This window comes from Lacicoccus qingdaonensis (assembly GCF_900101075.1).
GTDB lineage: Bacteria > Bacillota > Bacilli > Staphylococcales > Salinicoccaceae > Lacicoccus > Lacicoccus qingdaonensis.
Genome location: NZ_FNFY01000002.1, coordinates 78,790 through 96,307, shown reverse-complemented (window position 1 = coordinate 96,307; position 17,518 = coordinate 78,790). Strand labels below are relative to the sequence as shown.

At 45.1% G+C, this 17,518-nt stretch carries 16 protein-coding genes and 1 pseudogene; 13 read left to right on the top strand and 4 right to left on the bottom strand.

Annotated elements, in window-relative coordinates:
- The first annotated feature begins 75 nt into the window (after window positions 1-75).
- Window positions 76-594 (top strand): isochorismatase family protein, encoded by a 519-nt coding sequence (locus BLR15_RS01935; RefSeq protein ID WP_092984136.1) that lies wholly within the window; start codon window positions 76-78, stop codon window positions 592-594.
- A gap of 48 nt (window positions 595-642) precedes the next feature.
- Here BLR15_RS01935 and BLR15_RS01930 read toward each other — a convergent pair whose 3' ends face one another.
- A complete protein-coding gene (locus BLR15_RS01930; RefSeq protein ID WP_092984134.1) occupies window positions 643-1,317 on the bottom strand; it encodes an SDR family oxidoreductase in 675 nt (224 codons plus the stop codon).
- Between the two features lie 199 nt (window positions 1,318-1,516).
- Between BLR15_RS01930 and BLR15_RS01925 the strand changes: the two genes are divergently transcribed.
- The gene (locus tag BLR15_RS01925; RefSeq protein WP_092984132.1) at window positions 1,517-2,410 is read left to right on the top strand and encodes an SDR family oxidoreductase; all 894 of its coding nucleotides are present in this window, start codon (window positions 1,517-1,519) and stop codon (window positions 2,408-2,410) included.
- Between the two features lie 147 nt (window positions 2,411-2,557).
- On the opposite strand, the gene BLR15_RS01920 is transcribed toward BLR15_RS01925, so the two are convergent.
- The gene (locus BLR15_RS01920; RefSeq protein WP_092984130.1) at window positions 2,558-3,817 is read right to left on the bottom strand and encodes an amidohydrolase family protein; all 1,260 of its coding nucleotides are present in this window, start codon (window positions 3,815-3,817) and stop codon (window positions 2,558-2,560) included.
- Window positions 3,818-3,931: 114 nt separating this feature from the next.
- Here BLR15_RS01920 and BLR15_RS01915 point away from each other — a divergent pair, with 114 nt between their 5' ends.
- The 6 genes and pseudogenes from BLR15_RS01915 to BLR15_RS01890 all read left to right on the top strand — a co-directional run bounded on the left by BLR15_RS01915 (window position 3,932) and on the right by BLR15_RS01890 (window position 10,667).
- Window positions 3,932-4,339: a hypothetical protein gene (locus BLR15_RS01915; RefSeq protein ID WP_092984128.1), complete on the top strand. Its 408-nt coding sequence runs from the start codon at window positions 3,932-3,934 to the stop codon at window positions 4,337-4,339.
- Window positions 4,340-4,455: 116 nt separating this feature from the next.
- Window positions 4,456-5,147 (top strand): annotated as a pseudogene (locus BLR15_RS14505) (TMEM164-related integral membrane acyltransferase).
- Window positions 5,148-5,520: 373 nt separating this feature from the next.
- Window positions 5,521-7,047 carry an AbgT family transporter gene (locus BLR15_RS01905; RefSeq protein WP_092984124.1) on the top strand — a complete coding sequence of 509 codons (1,527 nt, stop codon included), beginning with the start codon at window positions 5,521-5,523 and terminating at the stop codon, window positions 7,045-7,047.
- 207 nt (window positions 7,048-7,254) lie between these two features.
- Window positions 7,255-8,949, top strand: a complete 1,695-nt coding sequence (locus BLR15_RS01900) for a glutathione ABC transporter substrate-binding protein (RefSeq protein ID WP_092984122.1) — start codon at window positions 7,255-7,257, stop codon at window positions 8,947-8,949.
- A gap of 99 nt (window positions 8,950-9,048) precedes the next feature.
- Window positions 9,049-9,747: a GntR family transcriptional regulator gene (locus BLR15_RS01895; protein WP_092984120.1), complete on the top strand. Its 699-nt coding sequence runs from the start codon at window positions 9,049-9,051 to the stop codon at window positions 9,745-9,747.
- Window positions 9,748-9,893: 146 nt separating this feature from the next.
- Window positions 9,894-10,667: a serine hydrolase gene (locus BLR15_RS01890; protein ID WP_092984118.1), complete on the top strand. Its 774-nt coding sequence runs from the start codon at window positions 9,894-9,896 to the stop codon at window positions 10,665-10,667.
- A 76-nt stretch (window positions 10,668-10,743) separates the two neighbouring features.
- Here BLR15_RS01890 and BLR15_RS13950 read toward each other — a convergent pair whose 3' ends face one another.
- On the bottom strand, window positions 10,744-10,914 hold the full coding sequence (locus BLR15_RS13950) for a hypothetical protein (RefSeq protein WP_176754023.1): 171 nt from the start codon (window positions 10,912-10,914) through the stop codon (window positions 10,744-10,746).
- Between the two features lie 49 nt (window positions 10,915-10,963).
- Window positions 10,964-12,733, bottom strand: a complete 1,770-nt coding sequence (ggt, locus tag BLR15_RS01885) for a gamma-glutamyltransferase (protein WP_092984116.1) — start codon at window positions 12,731-12,733, stop codon at window positions 10,964-10,966.
- 287 nt (window positions 12,734-13,020) lie between these two features.
- Between ggt and BLR15_RS01880 the strand changes: the two genes are divergently transcribed.
- The 5 genes from BLR15_RS01880 (at window position 13,021) to BLR15_RS01860 (ending at window position 17,504) form a co-directional block, all read left to right on the top strand.
- Window positions 13,021-13,590 carry a glycerol-3-phosphate responsive antiterminator gene (locus tag BLR15_RS01880; RefSeq protein WP_092984114.1) on the top strand — a complete coding sequence of 190 codons (570 nt, stop codon included), beginning with the start codon at window positions 13,021-13,023 and terminating at the stop codon, window positions 13,588-13,590.
- A gap of 179 nt (window positions 13,591-13,769) precedes the next feature.
- Window positions 13,770-14,447, top strand: a complete 678-nt coding sequence (locus BLR15_RS01875; protein WP_092984112.1) for an HAD family hydrolase — start codon at window positions 13,770-13,772, stop codon at window positions 14,445-14,447.
- A gap of 3 nt (window positions 14,448-14,450) precedes the next feature.
- A complete protein-coding gene (locus BLR15_RS01870; RefSeq protein ID WP_092984110.1) occupies window positions 14,451-15,761 on the top strand; it encodes an ABC transporter substrate-binding protein in 1,311 nt (436 codons plus the stop codon).
- Between the two features lie 62 nt (window positions 15,762-15,823).
- Window positions 15,824-16,699, top strand: coding sequence for a carbohydrate ABC transporter permease (locus BLR15_RS01865; RefSeq protein WP_092984108.1), 876 nt, complete (start codon window positions 15,824-15,826; stop codon window positions 16,697-16,699).
- Window positions 16,689-17,504 carry a carbohydrate ABC transporter permease gene (locus tag BLR15_RS01860; RefSeq protein WP_092984106.1) on the top strand — a complete coding sequence of 272 codons (816 nt, stop codon included), beginning with the start codon at window positions 16,689-16,691 and terminating at the stop codon, window positions 17,502-17,504. The genes BLR15_RS01865 and BLR15_RS01860 overlap by 11 nt, the downstream gene beginning before the upstream one ends.
- Window positions 17,505-17,518: the final 14 nt, after the last annotated feature.

Sequence of the window (17,518 nt, the reverse complement as noted above, 5' to 3'; positions counted from 1 at the left end):
CCAATTCGAGATATTGAAGAAGAAGAGAAATTTAAGGCGTTTATTGCGAGTACAATTTAAAAGGGGAGGACGATCATGAAAGCGTTGCTGGTCATTGATGTACAGAAAGGGTTTTTGGAAGGAAGAGAAGTGCTGGTGGATAAAATCAGCCGGCTCATGCAGTATTTCAAAATGAATGACGACAAGGTCATTGCATTCCAACATATTGATGAAGACGCCGGGAGTCCGATTGAAAAGGGGACAGAAGGTGCGGAAATACCTGATGAGATACTGGAACATACAGATGAACTTTTGGAAAAGCGTTATCCGATTTCATTCAAAGAGACAGATCTGGATAAAATTTTGAAAGAGTACGGTATCGATGAAGTATACATCACTGGTTTCAATATGGAGTTCTGCATTTTATTCACATCGATTGCTGCAGCGGACCGGGGATATAAAGTCACTGTCATAGAGGATTTGTGCGGTACGGAGAATGACGGGGGCACTTATGAAATGGACGGCCTGGATATTGTTGATTTTATAGGCACGGTCATCGACTGGTCGGGAGTGATAGAGAATAAGTATCTGGAAGAAACTGAGTTTCGTATATAAATGTAAAACCGGAAAATCCGTCCTGGATTTTCCGGTTTCCTTTTCAGTCTATATTCCTTTTACCGCTTCATTCACATCCGTATCGCCGTGATTGATATCGAACGACTTATTGATGGCATTATCGTGGTCGAGTGCGGCGACAATCACATTGGCCACATCTTCACGCGGGATTTCAAGCTTGTCATCGCTTTTTTCAAGCCGGTCGGTGACATGGACTTTTCTTGTGCCCGGTTCATTCAACAACAGTGGCGGCCGGATCACTGTATAATCGAGCCCTGAGTTTTCGAGCCATACATCGGCATAATGTTTTGCTGCATAGTAGTAGCCGCCTGTTGACGGTTCGTTCGTACCATATGACCAGAATTCACGTCTGTTCGAATAAAGTGCGCTGACGATGACGTAACGTTTGATGCCGGCATTTTTTGCGGCTTCAATTGATTTGACGGCACCGTCAAGGTCGACCATCGCAGTTTTGTCCGCGCCGGTCTTGCCGCCGGAGCCGGCTGAAAATACGACGGCTTCGACGTTTTCCATCGCTTTCTCCATGTCTTCGATCGAACCTTCAAGGTCGATGAAGCGGGATTTTATACCATCATTTTCATAAGCCTGCTTCTGATCTTCCTTGCGGACGCCTGCAATGACATCATGCGCTGCGTGATCCTTCAGTTTATCAACGACAATCCGGCCGATCTGGCCGTTTGCTCCGATTACTAGAACTTTCATCATACCGCTCCTTATCATATTTTATTATCATTCATTTAATATGTTAAAGACATGAAAGTGTAAGTTCAACTTATAAGCACCACTTCGGAAGTATATGCAGAATGAGTTTAGTTCAACCGTCCAGAGGGTATTTATTATAAATGTAAGGTCATTTAAACATTAAAATTACCGAATAATATAAATCAGGAGATGTATATAAATGGGTAACTCAAACTTGAACAATCCACGCGAGATGTATCATACGGGTAAATTCCCGGATCAGGAGCAGGGTACACCGGCGCTTCAGAGCAAGATGGATCCGGTGCCGGATTGTGGAGAAGAATCCTATAAAGGTCATAACCGTCTGGAAGGGCGTAATGCCTTAATCACTGGCGGCGATTCAGGTATCGGCCGTGCGGCGGCAATCGCCTATGCACGTGAAGGTGCGAATGTGGCCGTTCATTTCCTTCCAGGCGAAGAGGAAGACGCCAATGAAGTAAAAGAACTGATTGAAAAAGAAGGCAGAAAAGCATTGCTGCTGCCATATGATTTACGTGAAGACAAGGCAGCGAGTGAAATTGTAGATAAAACGGTCGAAGAATTCGGCGCACTCGATATTCTTGTGCTGAATGCGGCGCAGCAGATTGCGCAGACCGAACTTAAAGATATCTCTATCAAGCAAGTGGAGGATACGTTTAAAGTGAACATCATCAGCATGTTCGAAACGGTCAAAGCTGCGGAGCAACATCTGGAACCGGGCAGTGCGATTGTGATGACATCATCAGTCAACAACTTCGACCCGAGTCCGGCGATGATGGACTATGCGGCGACAAATGGCGCTGTCGGTAACCTGACAGTATCACTGTCCAAATACTTTTCCGAAAAAGGCGTCCGTGTAAACGGCGTGGCACCGGGACCAATCTGGACGCCGCTTCAGATGGATAACGGCCAGCCGGAAGGTAAAATTCCTGAATTCGGCCAGGCGACGCCGCTCGGACGTGCAGGTCAGCCTGTGGAACTCGCGCCGACGTACGTGTTGCTTGCTTCAGACGAAGGCAGCTATATTACAGGACAAATATTTGGAATTACAGGCGGTATGCCGACAGATCTATAAAAGTAATGAAAAAGCACCTCAATATTGAGGTGCTTTTTTCGTACATACATATAGAGTTAACGGATGTTCGTTTTCTGATCGAAGCTCTGTTGGAGCGCTATCGGCGCTTCGAAATGAGATCGAAGCGGCGTTAAGAAAATAAAAACCTTATCCTTTTAAAAAGTCATTCTCAATTTCGTTTTTACGTACCTCGCGTTTGAACAGATACTCGCCGTTACGCACCGAGGACAGTACTTCTGCACGTTCACGCACGGCTTCGTAGGCATCAAAGGCATCGAGCACGATGAAGTTTGCAGGTTTACCCGCTTCAACACCGTAACCGCCGTAATCTTCATCGATTCTCATGACGCCGGCACCGTTCACCGTAATCAGATCGAGTGACTTATTGATCTCGTCAATATGCGTGTAGTGGGCGAGGTGGATGCCGTTATCGAGAATATTCATCATATTGCCGTTGCCGAGCGGATACCAGTAGTCGGCGATTGAATCCTGGGCGAATGCAACGGTATTGCCGTTTTCAAGCAGTTCCTTCACGCGTGTCAGGCCGCGGCGTTTCGGATAGTTGTCGCCGCGTCCCTGCAGGTGGGCGTTCTCGGTTGGACACGAAATAAAATTGATCTTCGACGCTTTGAAGAGACCCATCATTTTATTTGCATATGAATTTTCAACGGCGCCGAAACTGCATGTATGTGAAGCGGTCGTCTTTTCACCGTAGTCTTTTTCCATGACAAGGGCGTTGAGAACTTCTAAAAACCGGCTGTTCGGGTCGTCGTTTTCATCACAGTGGATGTCGATCATCACATCAAACTCGAGTGCAAAATCGACAATGCGTCTCAGTGACTCGACGCCGTGTTCATACGAAATTTCGAAATGCGGGATGCCGCCGACGACGTCCGCGCCCATTTCAAGCGCCTTGCGCACGAGCGCTTCGCCGCCTTCATAACGGAAGAAACCTTCCTGCGGGAAAGCGACAAGCTGCAGCGTGACGATATCCTTCAGTTCCTCGCGCAGTTTGATGAGGGCCTTCATGCCCGTCAGGTCCGGGTCCGTCACATCGACATGTGTGCGGATATACTGCACGCCGTGGCCCACTTCCTTGCGGATGCCCTCGAGTGCGCGTTCGCGGACTTTTTCTTCGGTCAGCTCTTTTTTATTGTCACTCCAGAGCTGAATGCCTTCGAATAAAGTCCCGGAAATGTTGGCATTGCCTTCACCGAGGCCGGAGAAGATATAATCGAGGTGCAGATGCGGATCGACATAGGGCGGAAGGACCAGCCTGCCCTCGAGATCGATCACCTCATCCGCTTCTCCAAGATCATTGCCGATAGCCTTGAAGCGGCCGTCTTCGACCAGAATCTCAGTCGATTCAGCGTCGCCGAATATATTTGCATTAACAAACTTCTTCATATAATTGACTCCTTTTAAATGGTAAATGATCTACAACGCTATTATATCAGAGGACAATTTCATCAGTGTGAATAAGACCATGCTATAATTTTAAAGCGTATTTGGATATAATGGATGAAACTGAAGGGGGATGAGACGGTGAAGTATTTCTTACTGTCCATACTGCTGTCGATTGAACTGACCGGATGTACGGCGGTGGGGCAGTCAGGTGTGGAAGAGATGGATGTGAACGAACTGGACAACGAGCTTAAGGAGTATATAGAGACCGAAGAGGTCAATAATATCATGCATGTCGAAGCGGAAGACGGCAACAGCGACTATGTCGTATTTTATGCACCCGGCGCGACAGAACTGACAGCGGAAGAAACGGATGACGGATTTCTGGATATAAAGATGGATAAGCCCGATGATGCACAGGACGAAATCCTTCATGTCTATGAACTGAGTATAGGAAACGATATCGAGACGCTCAGGTATTATATCAACGATACTGAAACCCATGTCGAAGCACTGATCAAATAAAAAGGTCACCGGAGGAATAAATCCGGTGACCTTTTACTTTATACATATGTAAAAATGAATGATATATAATACAATAACTATAATCACACCGGATTTTGAGGGGAGGCAGTGAAATCATGACCGAGTACGGAGATTACATCACATTATTCAACCTGGACCATATCATTTACATCATTGGACTGATTATTATCGGTGCCGCGCTTTTCATAAAAAGGGATACCGTGAAAGAACACCGACGGAAAATCACTGTGGTGATACTGATCGTCAGCATCTTCCAGCAGATTCTTCTGTACAGCTCATATTACTTCATTCTGGATTTCGACCTCGGCGAATCACTGCCGCTGCAGATCAGCCGCGTCAACACGATACTCGGCATCATCTTCCTGATTACGGGAAACGACAAAGTCTTCCGGGTGCTGGCACTGTTCGGACTGTTTGCATACTTGAGCTTCCTGTACCCGAGCCGGGTGTACGGCATCACTCATCCGATCGGCTGGAGCTTCTCATCAACCATGCCGTCACACTGCTGCTGCCGTTCTACGGCATCATCGCCTATAATATGAAAATAAAAACCATGGACAGCCTGAAAGTTTTCCCATGGTTTGTGATGTACGTTGCCGTCGCTTATTTCGTCAATATGCTGACGGACGGCAATTACTTCTATTTGAAACATAAGCCGATTTTTGCCTCGCTGCACGACATTTTCTACATACCGGTATCGCTATTGTTCACTTATGTGCTGTTTCTATTAGGGGAATGGATGTACAAAAAAGTGCAGAAAAAAGTTGCGGGTGCCGGAATCGCATGACTGAGAGTAAAATGAGTGGATCGTGCGGAAAATGCAGTTGTATTCGTACGATCCAGCACAAAAGCACTTATGACGTGCGTTTTTAGTGGATGAATCCGCACGATGGCCTCGCTATTGAGTCAAATCATGTGAATCATGACCTGATCATCGCACGACCTCAATCAAGCATTGCAACATCGTGCAAACGCTCAAACTAAAATAACGGACAGAGTCAATACTGAGCTATTTTTTACATAGATAAATAATTCTGAGTCATATTGATACACTCTTCAATCACAGGTTCCGGACAATTTCAATATGAAAATCGAGTTTACAAAGTCCTATTATTAGGGTATGATATCCGAGTCTTTATTTTAAAGTAGGAGAATAATCAATGAGCAGACATAAAAATATATTGAATAATATAGAATCCATAGGCAATAAACTTCCGCATCCGGTGACGATTTTCCTGTTGTTCACACTGGCAGTGATAGTGATTTCCCACATTCTGTACTTACTTGATGTCAGCGTCAGTTTTACAGGAGTGAACAGCGAGACCGGCAACAGGGAGGAGATGGATGTCAGTGCGATCAGTCTTTTGACGGGTGACGGCATCGCGTACATTTTTACATCAGTTACGGAAAACTTTACATCTTTCGTTGCACTCGGTCCGGTACTGGTCGCCATGCTCGGTGTCGGGGTGGCTGAAAAAAGTGGCTATATCAGTGCACTCATGACCAATACCGTCACGAAGGCACCGAAAAAATTCGTCACACCGATCGTCGTTTTCATGGGTGTCATGAGCAACGTTGCTGCATCCGTCGGCTATGTTGTTCTCGTACCGCTCGGAGCAATCATTTTTCTCGGATTCAGAAGGCACCCTCTAGCAGGACTTGCTGCGGCATTTGCCGGGGTTGCCGGCGGGTACTCCGCCAACCTGCTGATCGGTACGAACGATCCTTTGCTTGCGGGCATTACGACTGAATCTGCGGCGATACTTGATGCCAATTATATCGTCAATGCGACGGACAACTGGTACTTCATGGTCGCTTCGACGTTCCTTGTCGCCATCTTCGGTACACTGATCACAGATAAGATCGTTGAACCGCGCCTCGGTGAGTACGAAGGGTTCAATGAATTCGACGATACTGAAAACGGCATCGATGCCACACAGAAAAAAGCGCTGCGTTATGCAAACATATCAGCACTTTTAACAGTCATCGGCATACTTGCACTTGTCGCCTGGCCGGGTGCGCCACTGCTCGGTGAGGATAACAACATCATCGGTTCCCCGTTCATTTCTTCCATCATATTCATCATGATGCTGATCTTTTTAATTCCGGGCATCGTCTATGGTGCCGTCGTCGGCAAAGTCAGAAATGACAAAGATGTCGTTGAACTGATGGATGGTTCCATCGCGACGATGGCGGGGTTCATCGTATTGATATTTTTCGCGGCGCAGTTTGTCGCGTTCTTCAATTATTCAAATCTCGGAACGATCATTGCGGTAAGCGGGGCGGGCCTGCTTGAAGCACTGAATATCAACAGCTATGTCATCCTTGTGTTATTCATCTTCATCGCTGCAGTCATCAACTTGTTCATCGCCGCCGATTCGGCCAAGTGGGCGATCATGGCACCGATTTTTGTGCCGATGTTCATGCAGCTCGGCATTGCGCCGGAAATTTCACAGATTGCATACAGGGTGGGGGATTCATCGACGAATATCATCTCTCCGCTCATGCCGTTCTTTCCGCTGGTTGTCGCATTTACACAAAGATACGGTAAAGAGTACGGCATAGGGACGGTAATATCACTGATGCTGCCTTACTCTGTCATTTTCATCATTAGCTGGAGCATACTGTTTGTCGTATGGCTGCTGCTCGGCATACCGGTCGGTCCGGGCACATCAATTGCATATTAATATCAGGAACCGTGGGAATGAAACTCCTGCGGTTTTTATTTGTCCGAATTGCCAATATCAACAATATTTAAATTTTAGCAAATAATTAGAAAATTATATTGGTAATAACCATTAGTTGTGGTAAAGTGTTAAATATAATATGTAAAGGCTTTCTATTATAATTATGGAAAGTTCTGTATATATAAAAATTATATAGGGGGAAAACAAATGAGAAAATATTTAATGCTCTCATTGATGGGTGTGCTGATTTTAGTGCTCGCGGCATGTGCAGATGATTCTGATGTCGATGAGCAGGCTGCAGAAGACGGTGGGGACGACGGTGCTGCAACCGAAGAATCAGCTTCCGGTGATATTGTTGTGGCCATGCAGGATGATGCTGTATCACTGGACCCGCACGGCAGTAACGACTCTGCATCTTCACAGGTCCGCCAGAATATTTACGAAAGTCTCGTATCCCAGGATACTGACATGGAACTGGTGCCGGGACTTGCTGAAGAGTGGGAATCTGTTGAAGAAGACGTCTGGAATTTCAAATTGAGAGAAGGCACGACATTCCACAGCGGTGAGGAGTTTACTGCCGAAGATGTCAAAGCGACACTTGAAAGAGTGAGCGATGAAGCGGTGGCTTCAGAAGTGGCATTCCTGTTTGAAATGATTACGGAAGTTGAAGTCGTGGGGGATTACGAAGTCAACATCCATACCGAATATCCATTCGCGCCGCTGCCAAGCCATTTGGCGCATAACACAGGCGGTATCATGAGCAAGTCAATAATTGATGAAGACTACCAGAACGCTTTGGATGAAGCGGGCGTCGACATGACTGCTGATGAGTACTATGAACTCCGTGCAGAAGGCGGCGGTGAATATGAAGAAGTGATGGATCAGATTTCTGAAAATGTCGGTAATGTCATCGCTTCGAATCCCGACGGTACGGACCACGGCATGCTTGAAAACCGTGAACCCGGCCAGGAGACTGTTCTGACGAAGTTTGAGGACTTCCAGGGCGGTGAAAGAAACTTTGACTCGATTACATTCCGTGTCATTCCGGAAGTGAGTGCAAGACTTGCCGAGCTTGAAACAGGCGGCATCCAGGTTGCACACAACATTGATGCTTCCAACGCGAACCGTGTTACAGAAGGTGAGAACACTGAACTGATCGAGCAGGAATCACTGCGTACGGATTACCTTGGATTCAATGTTCAAAAAGAACCTTTCGATGATGTGAAAGTCAGACAGGCGATTGCGCATGCAATTGACAGAGAAGCAATTGTTGAAGGTGTGTATGAAGGAATGGGTATTTCTGCAACACACCCGATTCCGCCGGATGTCTGGGGTTATGACGACAGCCTGGAAGGGCAGCAGTTTGATATGGAAAGAGCACAGGAATTACTTGCTGAAAGTGATTATCCTGACGGATTCTCAGCCGAACTATGGGTGAGAGATGACCAGATGATCGTTGATACGGCACTTTATATCCAGGAAAGCTTAAGCGAACTGGGTATTGATTTATCAGTTGAACGTATGGAATGGGGCGCGTTCCTGGACAGAACCGGCCAGGGCGACCAGGAAATGTATCTGCTTGGCTGGACGACTGTAACAGCGGATGCTGACTATGGGCTGTATGCACTTCACCATTCAGACAACTTCGGTGCAGTCGGCAACCGTTCTTTCTTTGGAAATGACGAATTGGATGAAGCACTGGATAACGGCAGAACCGAATCTGATGAAGATGCCCGTGCAGATGCTTATTCCACTGCACAGGAAATCATCACTGAGGAAGCACCGATTGCACCAATCGTGCATTCGAACTTCTCAATCGGTGTGGATACTTCACAGGTTGAAGGTGTCGAACTCGATGCACTTGGTGACGTGCGTCTGGAAAATGTTACATTCAATGAGTAATACAGTGAAAATTTCATTATAATAGCAATCCGCAGCCGAGGATTTTTAAAACCTGACTGCGGGTTTTATTATAAATTAAAAAGTACAGGTGGTGTCGGTGTGAAGAGTGATGCGCATTTATATGCAAAAATTTCGAATGAAATCAGACATCAGATTGACAGCGGCAAATATCTGAGCGGAGACAGACTGCCGCCGGAACGAAAACTGTGCGAAGAATTCGGTGTCAGCCGCATAACGATCAGACAGGCACTGGATACGCTCGAAGACTTAAATATCATCGCAAGGAAGCAGGGGAAAGGCACCTACATACTGCCGTTTGAATACGGACGGCTGCCTGAAATAATCTCCAGGTTTACAGAAGGGGTAGAGAATCCTGAGACGAGACTGCTGGACTTGACACGCATGAATTCAGATATGTACATACAACAAAAAATGGGATTGGCAGTCGATACACCGATTTATAAACTTTCGAGATTAACGATGGCAGACGGGCGGCCTTTACTATTGGAATATAGTTTTATACCTTATACCGTCGCGCCGGATCTGGACAAGTTCAACTTTGGAAAACTGTCATTGTATCAAGTGCTGGAACAGTATTATTCGGTCAAAATCGACCATGCATTTGAAACACTCAATCCAATTTCCCTGAATAAAAAAGACGCCGCACTGCTTGAAAAGCCGGAAGATACAGTTGCGATGAACCTGGAGAGATTTGCCTGCGCAAATGACCGGGTGATTGAGTTCACCAGCAGTCTTATGGCTGATGATGAATATAAATATACGGTGGATTTGATATAGTGAGAACTTTAAGTTTGCATGAAGATTCATATTGATTGTAAATAGTATACTACCGGCCGAAGTCTGCTTTATAAAAAATGAATTAGATGAATATATATAAATGATAGTTTATCCTAGAATAGACAAAATTATTAAGGGGATGAAGTATGATTGAAGAAGTAATCGAACAACTGGTAAGTCAGCAGTCTACAAAGAATATCTCTTACGTCATCGAGCATGAGGATGAAGTGATCCAGTATCAGGAAAATAAAATCTACCGTTCGGCGAGTGTCATCAAAATTCCGCTTTGTCTGGCAGCGTTGAAAAAGGCGCATGAAGCGGGCAGGAATGATCTCATGATTGTGAAGGATAAAGTGGATGGATCAGGTGTCCTTTATTCGCTGAATGATGTGGAAGTCCTGCCGGTGAGAGATGTCGTCGTGCTTGCGATGATTGTGTCGGATAATACCGCGTCCAATATGCTGATGGACTATGTCGGTTTCGATAAATTGGCTGAATGGTTCAAAGAGTGGGGCATCAATGACTCGGCGCTGGAGCGCCATTTCATGGACATGTCGGGTGATACATCGAAGATGTATAACATCGCGACCGCAAAGGATATGATGACGGCGCTCAATCTTGTTTACGAAGAAAATGATTTCCTACCTCAGGAAGTGCGGGAGGATATGCAGAAGCATATGCGGGATTCACAGTTCAACGACCGCGTCGGCGGGGCACTGAATGACGGCGGAGATGAAGATCATATCACGGTATCCAACAAGACAGGCACCATCAACAACCTTGAACATGATATCGGTGTCTTCCAGTCGAAGGACAAGACGGTGAAGTTTTCAGTGCTGTCTTCAGAATGGAACAGTAACCTGGAAGCGAGGCATTTTCTGAATGACCTGGGTAAAGTGCTGCTGTCATATTTTGAATGACAAAAGAGGCTGCTTTGCAGCCTCTTTTTACTTTTTAGGCATTTCATGCAAATAATTCCATCCACAGACCGGCAATCTAATTCAAAATATTCCTGATGAACTGCCCGACTAACCTGACCGCTACAAATATGAGTTCAATGGATGCATCAATTATGCCGCTCCTGTTCAGGTTTTTCTTCTGCTTCTTTTCAGGTTCCAAAAGTAAATCCCTCTCTTCAAAGACATCTGTAATTCTTATTACTATCAATTTAACACATCAGAATCAAATAAGACCACCCATCAGGGTGGTCTTTATTTTACTGCTCGACCGGTTCTATCTCAAACCCGAAAGCTGCACCATTTCTGTTTTCATCGGTTGCGCCTGTGTAGGTGCCGTCTTCCTGATTGTACATGATACTGTTCACGTTACCGATCGGTGCAGGTTCTTCCGTAAATCCGTGACCCATGTCGTTGAGTTCTGAAATAATATCTTCAGAAATGCCTTCTTCATATGAATAGTTGTCAGGTCCGTTTGTGAATATTCTCGGTTCGTTCAATGCGTCTTCAAGGGGCAGATCATATTCATACGTGTTCAAAATCGTCTGGAGTACGGATGTGATGATCGTCTGTCCGCCCGGTGAGCCGACGGTCAATACCGGCTGTCCGTCATTGAAGACGATGGTCGGCGTCATGCTGCTGAGCGGGCGTTTATTTGGCTGGACTTCGTTCGCACCGCCGGGTTCTGCATCAAAGTCCGTCAGTTCGTTGTTGAGCATAAATCCATATTCCGGAACCATGATGCCTGAACCGAATACCTGCTCGATCGTCGTAGTGTATGATACCACGTTGACGTACTGGTCAATGACGGAGTAGTGTGTCGTCTGGCCGTCGACTTTGTCGCCCGGCTGCTCTACGGCACCTTTTCTTTCAAAACCTTCCTGGTAAGGCGTGACATCTCCCGCTTCCGGTTCTCCGATGACGGAATCGAGACTGATCAGATCGCGTCTTTCATCAAGATAGTCCGGGTGAAGGAGTCCTTCTATCGGCACGTCGACGAATTCAGGGTCACCTGCGTATTCTGCCCTGTCCGCATATGCGAGATGCATCGTTTCTGCATAGAGGTGGTATTTCTCAACAGACTGGATATCATATTGTGATAAGTCGAAGCCATCCAGAATGCCGAGCATCTGAAGGAGGAATATTCCGCCCGAACTCGGCGGCGGCATCGTTGCGATATCGTAATCTTTATACTGGCCCCAGACCGGTTCGTCTACTGTCACATCATACCCTTGCATATCCTCCTTCGTCATCGTGCCGTCAAACTCCTGAACAGTATTTGCGAGGGCATCGGCAATTTCACCATTATAGAAATAATCCGTGCCGTTCTCACTGATCAAACTTAATGTATTTGCAAGGTCTTCCTGGACGAGCATATCCCCTTCAGAAAGCGGTGCACCGTCATTGAAGAAGACTTCACTTGCTGCGCTTCTTTCGAGTTTTTCTGCATTTTCTTCGATCTGATAGGCCATGAAGTCGTCTATCGGGAAACCTTCTTCTGCAAGTGCGATAGCCGGAGCAATCAGCTCAGGCATTGCGATTGTACCCCACATATCATGACTGGTCTGAAGGCCTGCCGGTGTCCCCGGAACACCGACCGAGTTGCCGTGAATGACGCGGTCCTCAAATTCCATCGCTTCACCGTCATCCTTTAAAAACATATCCGGTTCGGCGCCGGCAGGTGCGCGCTCCCTGCTGTTGATGATCGTCGTTTCTTCTGTGTTTGCATCATATACCATCATGAAGCCGCCGCCCCCGATGCCTGACATCATCGGTTCGGTCACTGTCAGCGCGTACTGCATGGCAATCGCAGCATCCACTGCATTACCCCCTTCATTCAATATATCGAGTCCGACTTCCGACGCGAGCGGGTGGGCGGAAACCACCATCCCATCATTTGCTGTAGCGATATTGTTCTCTGTGCCATAATCCGGTTCAAACGACGCTGCGTACAAGCCTTGTGACAAAGTGACAACCGTCAACAATAAAACACCAAACATTATGCTAATACGTCTGAGCAAAGATTTCATAGTACATGCCCCCCTTATAGTAGTTTAATGTGTACTCGAGTCTTAAATACTGGAAGTTCCGTCTAATTCAATATTTCTGCGTCGTCTTTAAAGCTGGTTACGTCCGGCACAAACAATATCTAAATTTTCAGATATCATTAATGTAATAATACCATAAGGCATGAAAGACATAAAGAACTATTACGGGATTCGTAATAAAAAGATGATCTCCTCATATGAAATATTTAATGTTAAAGCCTATGCCGGATGATAGAATATACATACTATAAAAAATTAGGAGCGTGCATATGAACCAGCAAAGTAAGATGATCGGTGCAGTGGCAAATTTCAAGCAGTTGGATAAGGCAGTGAAGTACAAGGATAAACTGGCATGTGTTTTCGTTCTTTTCGGCAATATCAGCAATATCAAAATGATTGTAGACCAGTTGAAAGAAGAGGGGATTGAATGCTATATCCACATAGAAAAGATTGAAAGCCTGAAAGTGGATGACTATGCTTTTAAATTCATCAGAAACAATGTAGGCGCGGACGGCATAGTCACGACAAAAGCCGGTTATATAAAAAAGGCGAAAAATGTTGGCTTGAAAGTGGTACAGAGATCATTCGTCGTTGATAACAGAATGAAGGAAATGGTGCTTGATGGACTGAAGAGACAGCAGCCTGATTACCTTGAAATCATGCCGGCCATCACCTCTTATCTGATTCCGGAGATAAAGAAGGAACATGATATCGATATTATCGCCGGTGGTCTGGTCGATGATATGAAAGTTTTTAACGAAGCGGTGTCGGACGGTGCTTCATTGGTTTCCACTTCAAATGTTGAGATATGGAAACAATACTTTAACAATGATTTATAATAAATTAACCGTAAATTTACAAACCGCTGATATAGTTATAATTGAAAAGTGAATAGGAAACGGTGCGCTAGAGAGACCGGTATTGGTTAATGCTGCCAATACCGGTCTCTTTATTTTGAAGAAAGGAGGATTATTTTATAGAGCACTGCACTTTAATATCTTACTGGAGGATTATTGCGGTGAATGATGTATTGATTTTTGATATGGACGGTACACTTTATCACACTGATAATTTTGTCGGCGAATACATAGAGATGCTGACAGATGAAGTCGGTATACAGCAGAAAATGAAAAACGACTATCGTTCAATAATGGAAGAGTTCTCATCTGAAGAATTGGAACATTTTCATAAGGATGATATGCCCCTCGGAGATGTCTGGCAGATTGTCAGATTCATTTCATCGAAACAGGACATTGCCATCGATTATCAATTTGATGTCTTTCTGAAAATCAGGGAGAAGATGGTAGAAGAAAAAATGATTGAAGTGGATGACAAGCTGATCCATACAATTAAACAGCTGAAAAATCCAATGGTTCTGATGACCAACTCACCTGAGGAGAGTGCAACACCTTTCATCGAGTATCTGGATTTGAACAATATATTTGACCATCATATTTACGATGCTAAAAAACCGTTCAATATGGAAAGTCATATCAGTGAAATCAGGAAAATATATCCTGATCACAACATTTACAAAATCGGCGATAATCTGACGAACGATATCGATTCATCGAAGGCACTCGGATTAAAGACGATTTATATCAACCATTACAATACGAATGCTCTGAACGATGTGACGGTTTTCAGTCTGGAAGAACTGAACGAATATTTATATAAAAATTTTGTGGAGGCTTAAATAATGAAGAAGATATATTTGATGATGATACTCACCCTGATCACGGTGGTGCTTGCAGCATGCGGCGGTGCCGAAGGTTCATCTGAAGAAGGCAGTGATGAAGGTGAAGCTTCTGGTGAAAAGACACAGATAGAATACTGGCATGTCAACGCAGAAACGCAGGGCGGCGAATCAGTGGACAAGCTGGTCGAGGATTTCAACGCACAGAGCGATACGGTTGAAGTTGTTGCGCGGTATAACCCCGATATGTATGCAGGACTGATGTCAAACCTGCAGGCGGATGTTGCAGCAGGAAATTCACCGGCAGTCGTACAGGTCGGATGGGCATTTTTGGACTATTTCTCTGAAAACTTCCATTACATGGAACCTCAGGAAGTGATTGAACAGCATCACGAAGAAGATGCGGATTTTCTTGAAGAAAACTTTTTACCGAACATACTCGATCTTGCTGTGAACTCGGAAGGCAGCCAGGTTGGTGTACCATATTCACTGAGTACGCCAGTTCTTTATTTGAACGAAGACGTGCTTGAAGAAGCGGGTCTTGATCCGGCAGGCCCTGAAACATGGGAAGAAGTGAGAGAATACGCAAAGGCAATTAAAGATGAGACGGACAATTACGGCATCTATATCCAGGAGCCTGCAGATACTTGGGGCCAGCAGGCGATGGTTGAAAGCAACGGTGCGAACTTCATAGAAGACGGTCAGGCGGCATTTGCTTCAGAAGAAGGTATCGAAGTGTTCGAATATTATCAGGATCTGGTCATTGAAGATGAATCAGCTTTACACATCGGATGGGACCAGGGTATTCAGAGTTTCATCGATGGCAATGTCGGCATGCTGTTTACAACGATAGCACAACGAAATAATGTTCAAAGCAACTCTGAATTCAACATAAGTGCGATAGAATCCCCAGGCTGGGAAGGTGAAGAGAGACGTCTGCCTGCAGGTGGTGCAATGCTTGCAATTACTGCGGAGGAAGAAGACCAGCAGTCAGCAGCATGGGAATTCATGCGCTATTTATACAGTGTTGAAGGTATCAGCGAGTGGACGAAAGGTACCGGATATGTACCGCCTCGTGAAGGTGTAGCAGACAACCCGGACGGACTTCAGGATTTCCTTGAGGAAAATGAAATGATGCAGCCGGCTATCGATCAGATGGATTCTGTCGTACCATGGGCATCATTCCCTGGAGATGCAGGACTTGAAGCGGAACAGAAGCTGCTTGATATGAGAGATGTAATACTCGGCAGCGATGTGGACGTTGAAGAGACTGTAACGAACACTGAAGACGAGATTAATCAATTGCTTGATTAACCTTCATACAGAAGGCCGGAATTTTCGGCCTTCTGTCATTCTTTTGAAAGCGAGTGTGAAAGTTGGGTAAAAAATATACTAACTACTTATTGTTAGCACCGGCATTGATATTACTGGCGATATTTACAATCGGCCCGTTAATTTATACTATCTATTTAAGTTTTTTTGACTGGAATATGATTTCTCCTACGAAAACATTTGTAGGTTTTGATAACTACACGGAACTTTTTCAAAGTGAAACGTTCAGGAAAATCATTTTTCAGACCTTTCAGTACATCATTCTATTCGTACTGCTGAATACAGTGGTCACTTATATTTTCGCATATATCATCTCTCACCTGATCGACAGGTGGAAACCGATTTATAAAGCTGCTATTTTCACGCCTTCAGTCATATCACTGGTCGTCGGCTCAATGTTATTTCTGTGGATTTTAAATCCTGTTTCCGGACCTGTTGCTACAGTGCTTGGATGGGTGGGGCTGTCGATACCGAACTGGACAGTGACAGAAGGGACGGTCATCGTCGTTCTGAGTCTCATTGTCGCATGGAAGGTATTCGGCTATAACTTTATCGTTCTTTACTCCGGCATCGTCGGCATACCGAATGAAATCATAGAGGCGGCAAAGCTGGATAAAATATCAAAGTTCAGAATCTTCACTGACATTATCATACCGATGAGCTCAGCCACTGGATTTTATATACTGATTATGACGATTGTCCAGGGTCTGCAGTATGTTTTCACACCGATCCGTGTCGTGACACAGGGCGGACCAAACTATTTAAGCAGCAACTTAATATATCATTCATATCAGGAAGCTTTCGACTTGTTCAATACAGGTGTATCAGCGGCGAGTTCCGTCATTACACTGGTCATATTCGTAGTATTGCTTGCGCTTCAGTTCCTGTTTGTAGAAAGGAATGTATACTATGAAAATTAACAAGTATATATTTCACCTGATCATCATTGTATTCATACTTCTTGCGCTGTATCCGATACTTTTTGCAGTTTCAAACTCGTTCAAACATCTGTCGGATGCATATTCATCGACGATCAGTCTGATACCGAATCCATTTACACTTGAGAACTATGTGGATCTAGAGGATACGATCCCTTTATTCCGCATTACACTGAACACGTTCATCATAGCGAGTGTCATCACTGCATTCAAAATGGTCACATCATTCCTGGCAGCATTTGCATTGACCTATTTCCATTTCAAATTCAAAAAGGCCACATACTTCCTGTTGATCAGTACGATATTCATCCCGTTCACGGTAACGATGATACCGAACTACCTGATCATCTCTGAGTTTGATTTGATCGACAGTGTGTGGGGGGTCATTCTGCCGCAGCTGGCAGATGCAATCGGCATATTCATGCTGACCCAGGCGATGCGCAACATACCGAAGCCTCTGATTGAAGCGGCGCAGATTGACGGCATATCGACATTCAACATCATGAAGGACCATGTGCTGCCGATCGTCAGACCGGCTATTACATCTACAGCTATATGGTTTTTTATACTGGCATGGAACGACTACGTATGGCCGCTGTTGATGCTGAGGTCACGTGATAGTTATACGCTGCCGCTGGCCCTTCAGCTGTTCGTCAGCTCGGAAGGCGGAACGAATTTCACGATCGCCATGGCTTTATCAGTGATTACAATGGCCATACCATTGATTTTATATCTGGTTTTCCAGAGATATATCATTAATACTTTCTCTTCAAGTGGTATTAAATAGGGAGCGCTTATATA

What these genes read in the sequence shown, in the direction of transcription:
- BLR15_RS01935 (WP_092984136.1), top strand. Translation starts at nt 76, where the DNA reads ATGAAAGCGTTGCTGGTCATTGATGTACAGAAAGGGTTTTTGGAAGGA.
- BLR15_RS01930 (WP_092984134.1), bottom strand. Translation starts at nt 1,317, where the DNA reads ATGAAAGTTCTAGTAATCGGAGCAAACGGCCAGATCGGCCGGATTGTC.
- BLR15_RS01925 (WP_092984132.1), top strand. Translation starts at nt 1,517, where the DNA reads ATGGGTAACTCAAACTTGAACAATCCACGCGAGATGTATCATACGGGT.
- BLR15_RS01920 (WP_092984130.1), bottom strand. Translation starts at nt 3,817, where the DNA reads ATGAAGAAGTTTGTTAATGCAAATATATTCGGCGACGCTGAATCGACT.
- BLR15_RS01915 (WP_092984128.1), top strand. Translation starts at nt 3,932, where the DNA reads ATGAAACTGAAGGGGGATGAGACGGTGAAGTATTTCTTACTGTCCATA.
- BLR15_RS01905 (WP_092984124.1), top strand. Translation starts at nt 5,521, where the DNA reads ATGAGCAGACATAAAAATATATTGAATAATATAGAATCCATAGGCAAT.
- BLR15_RS01900 (WP_092984122.1), top strand. Translation starts at nt 7,255, where the DNA reads ATGAGAAAATATTTAATGCTCTCATTGATGGGTGTGCTGATTTTAGTG.
- BLR15_RS01890 (WP_092984118.1), top strand. Translation starts at nt 9,894, where the DNA reads ATGATTGAAGAAGTAATCGAACAACTGGTAAGTCAGCAGTCTACAAAG.
- ggt (WP_092984116.1), bottom strand. Translation starts at nt 12,733, where the DNA reads ATGAAATCTTTGCTCAGACGTATTAGCATAATGTTTGGTGTTTTATTG.
- BLR15_RS01880 (WP_092984114.1), top strand. Translation starts at nt 13,021, where the DNA reads ATGAACCAGCAAAGTAAGATGATCGGTGCAGTGGCAAATTTCAAGCAG.
- BLR15_RS01870 (WP_092984110.1), top strand. Translation starts at nt 14,451, where the DNA reads ATGAAGAAGATATATTTGATGATGATACTCACCCTGATCACGGTGGTG.
- BLR15_RS01860 (WP_092984106.1), top strand. Translation starts at nt 16,689, where the DNA reads ATGAAAATTAACAAGTATATATTTCACCTGATCATCATTGTATTCATA.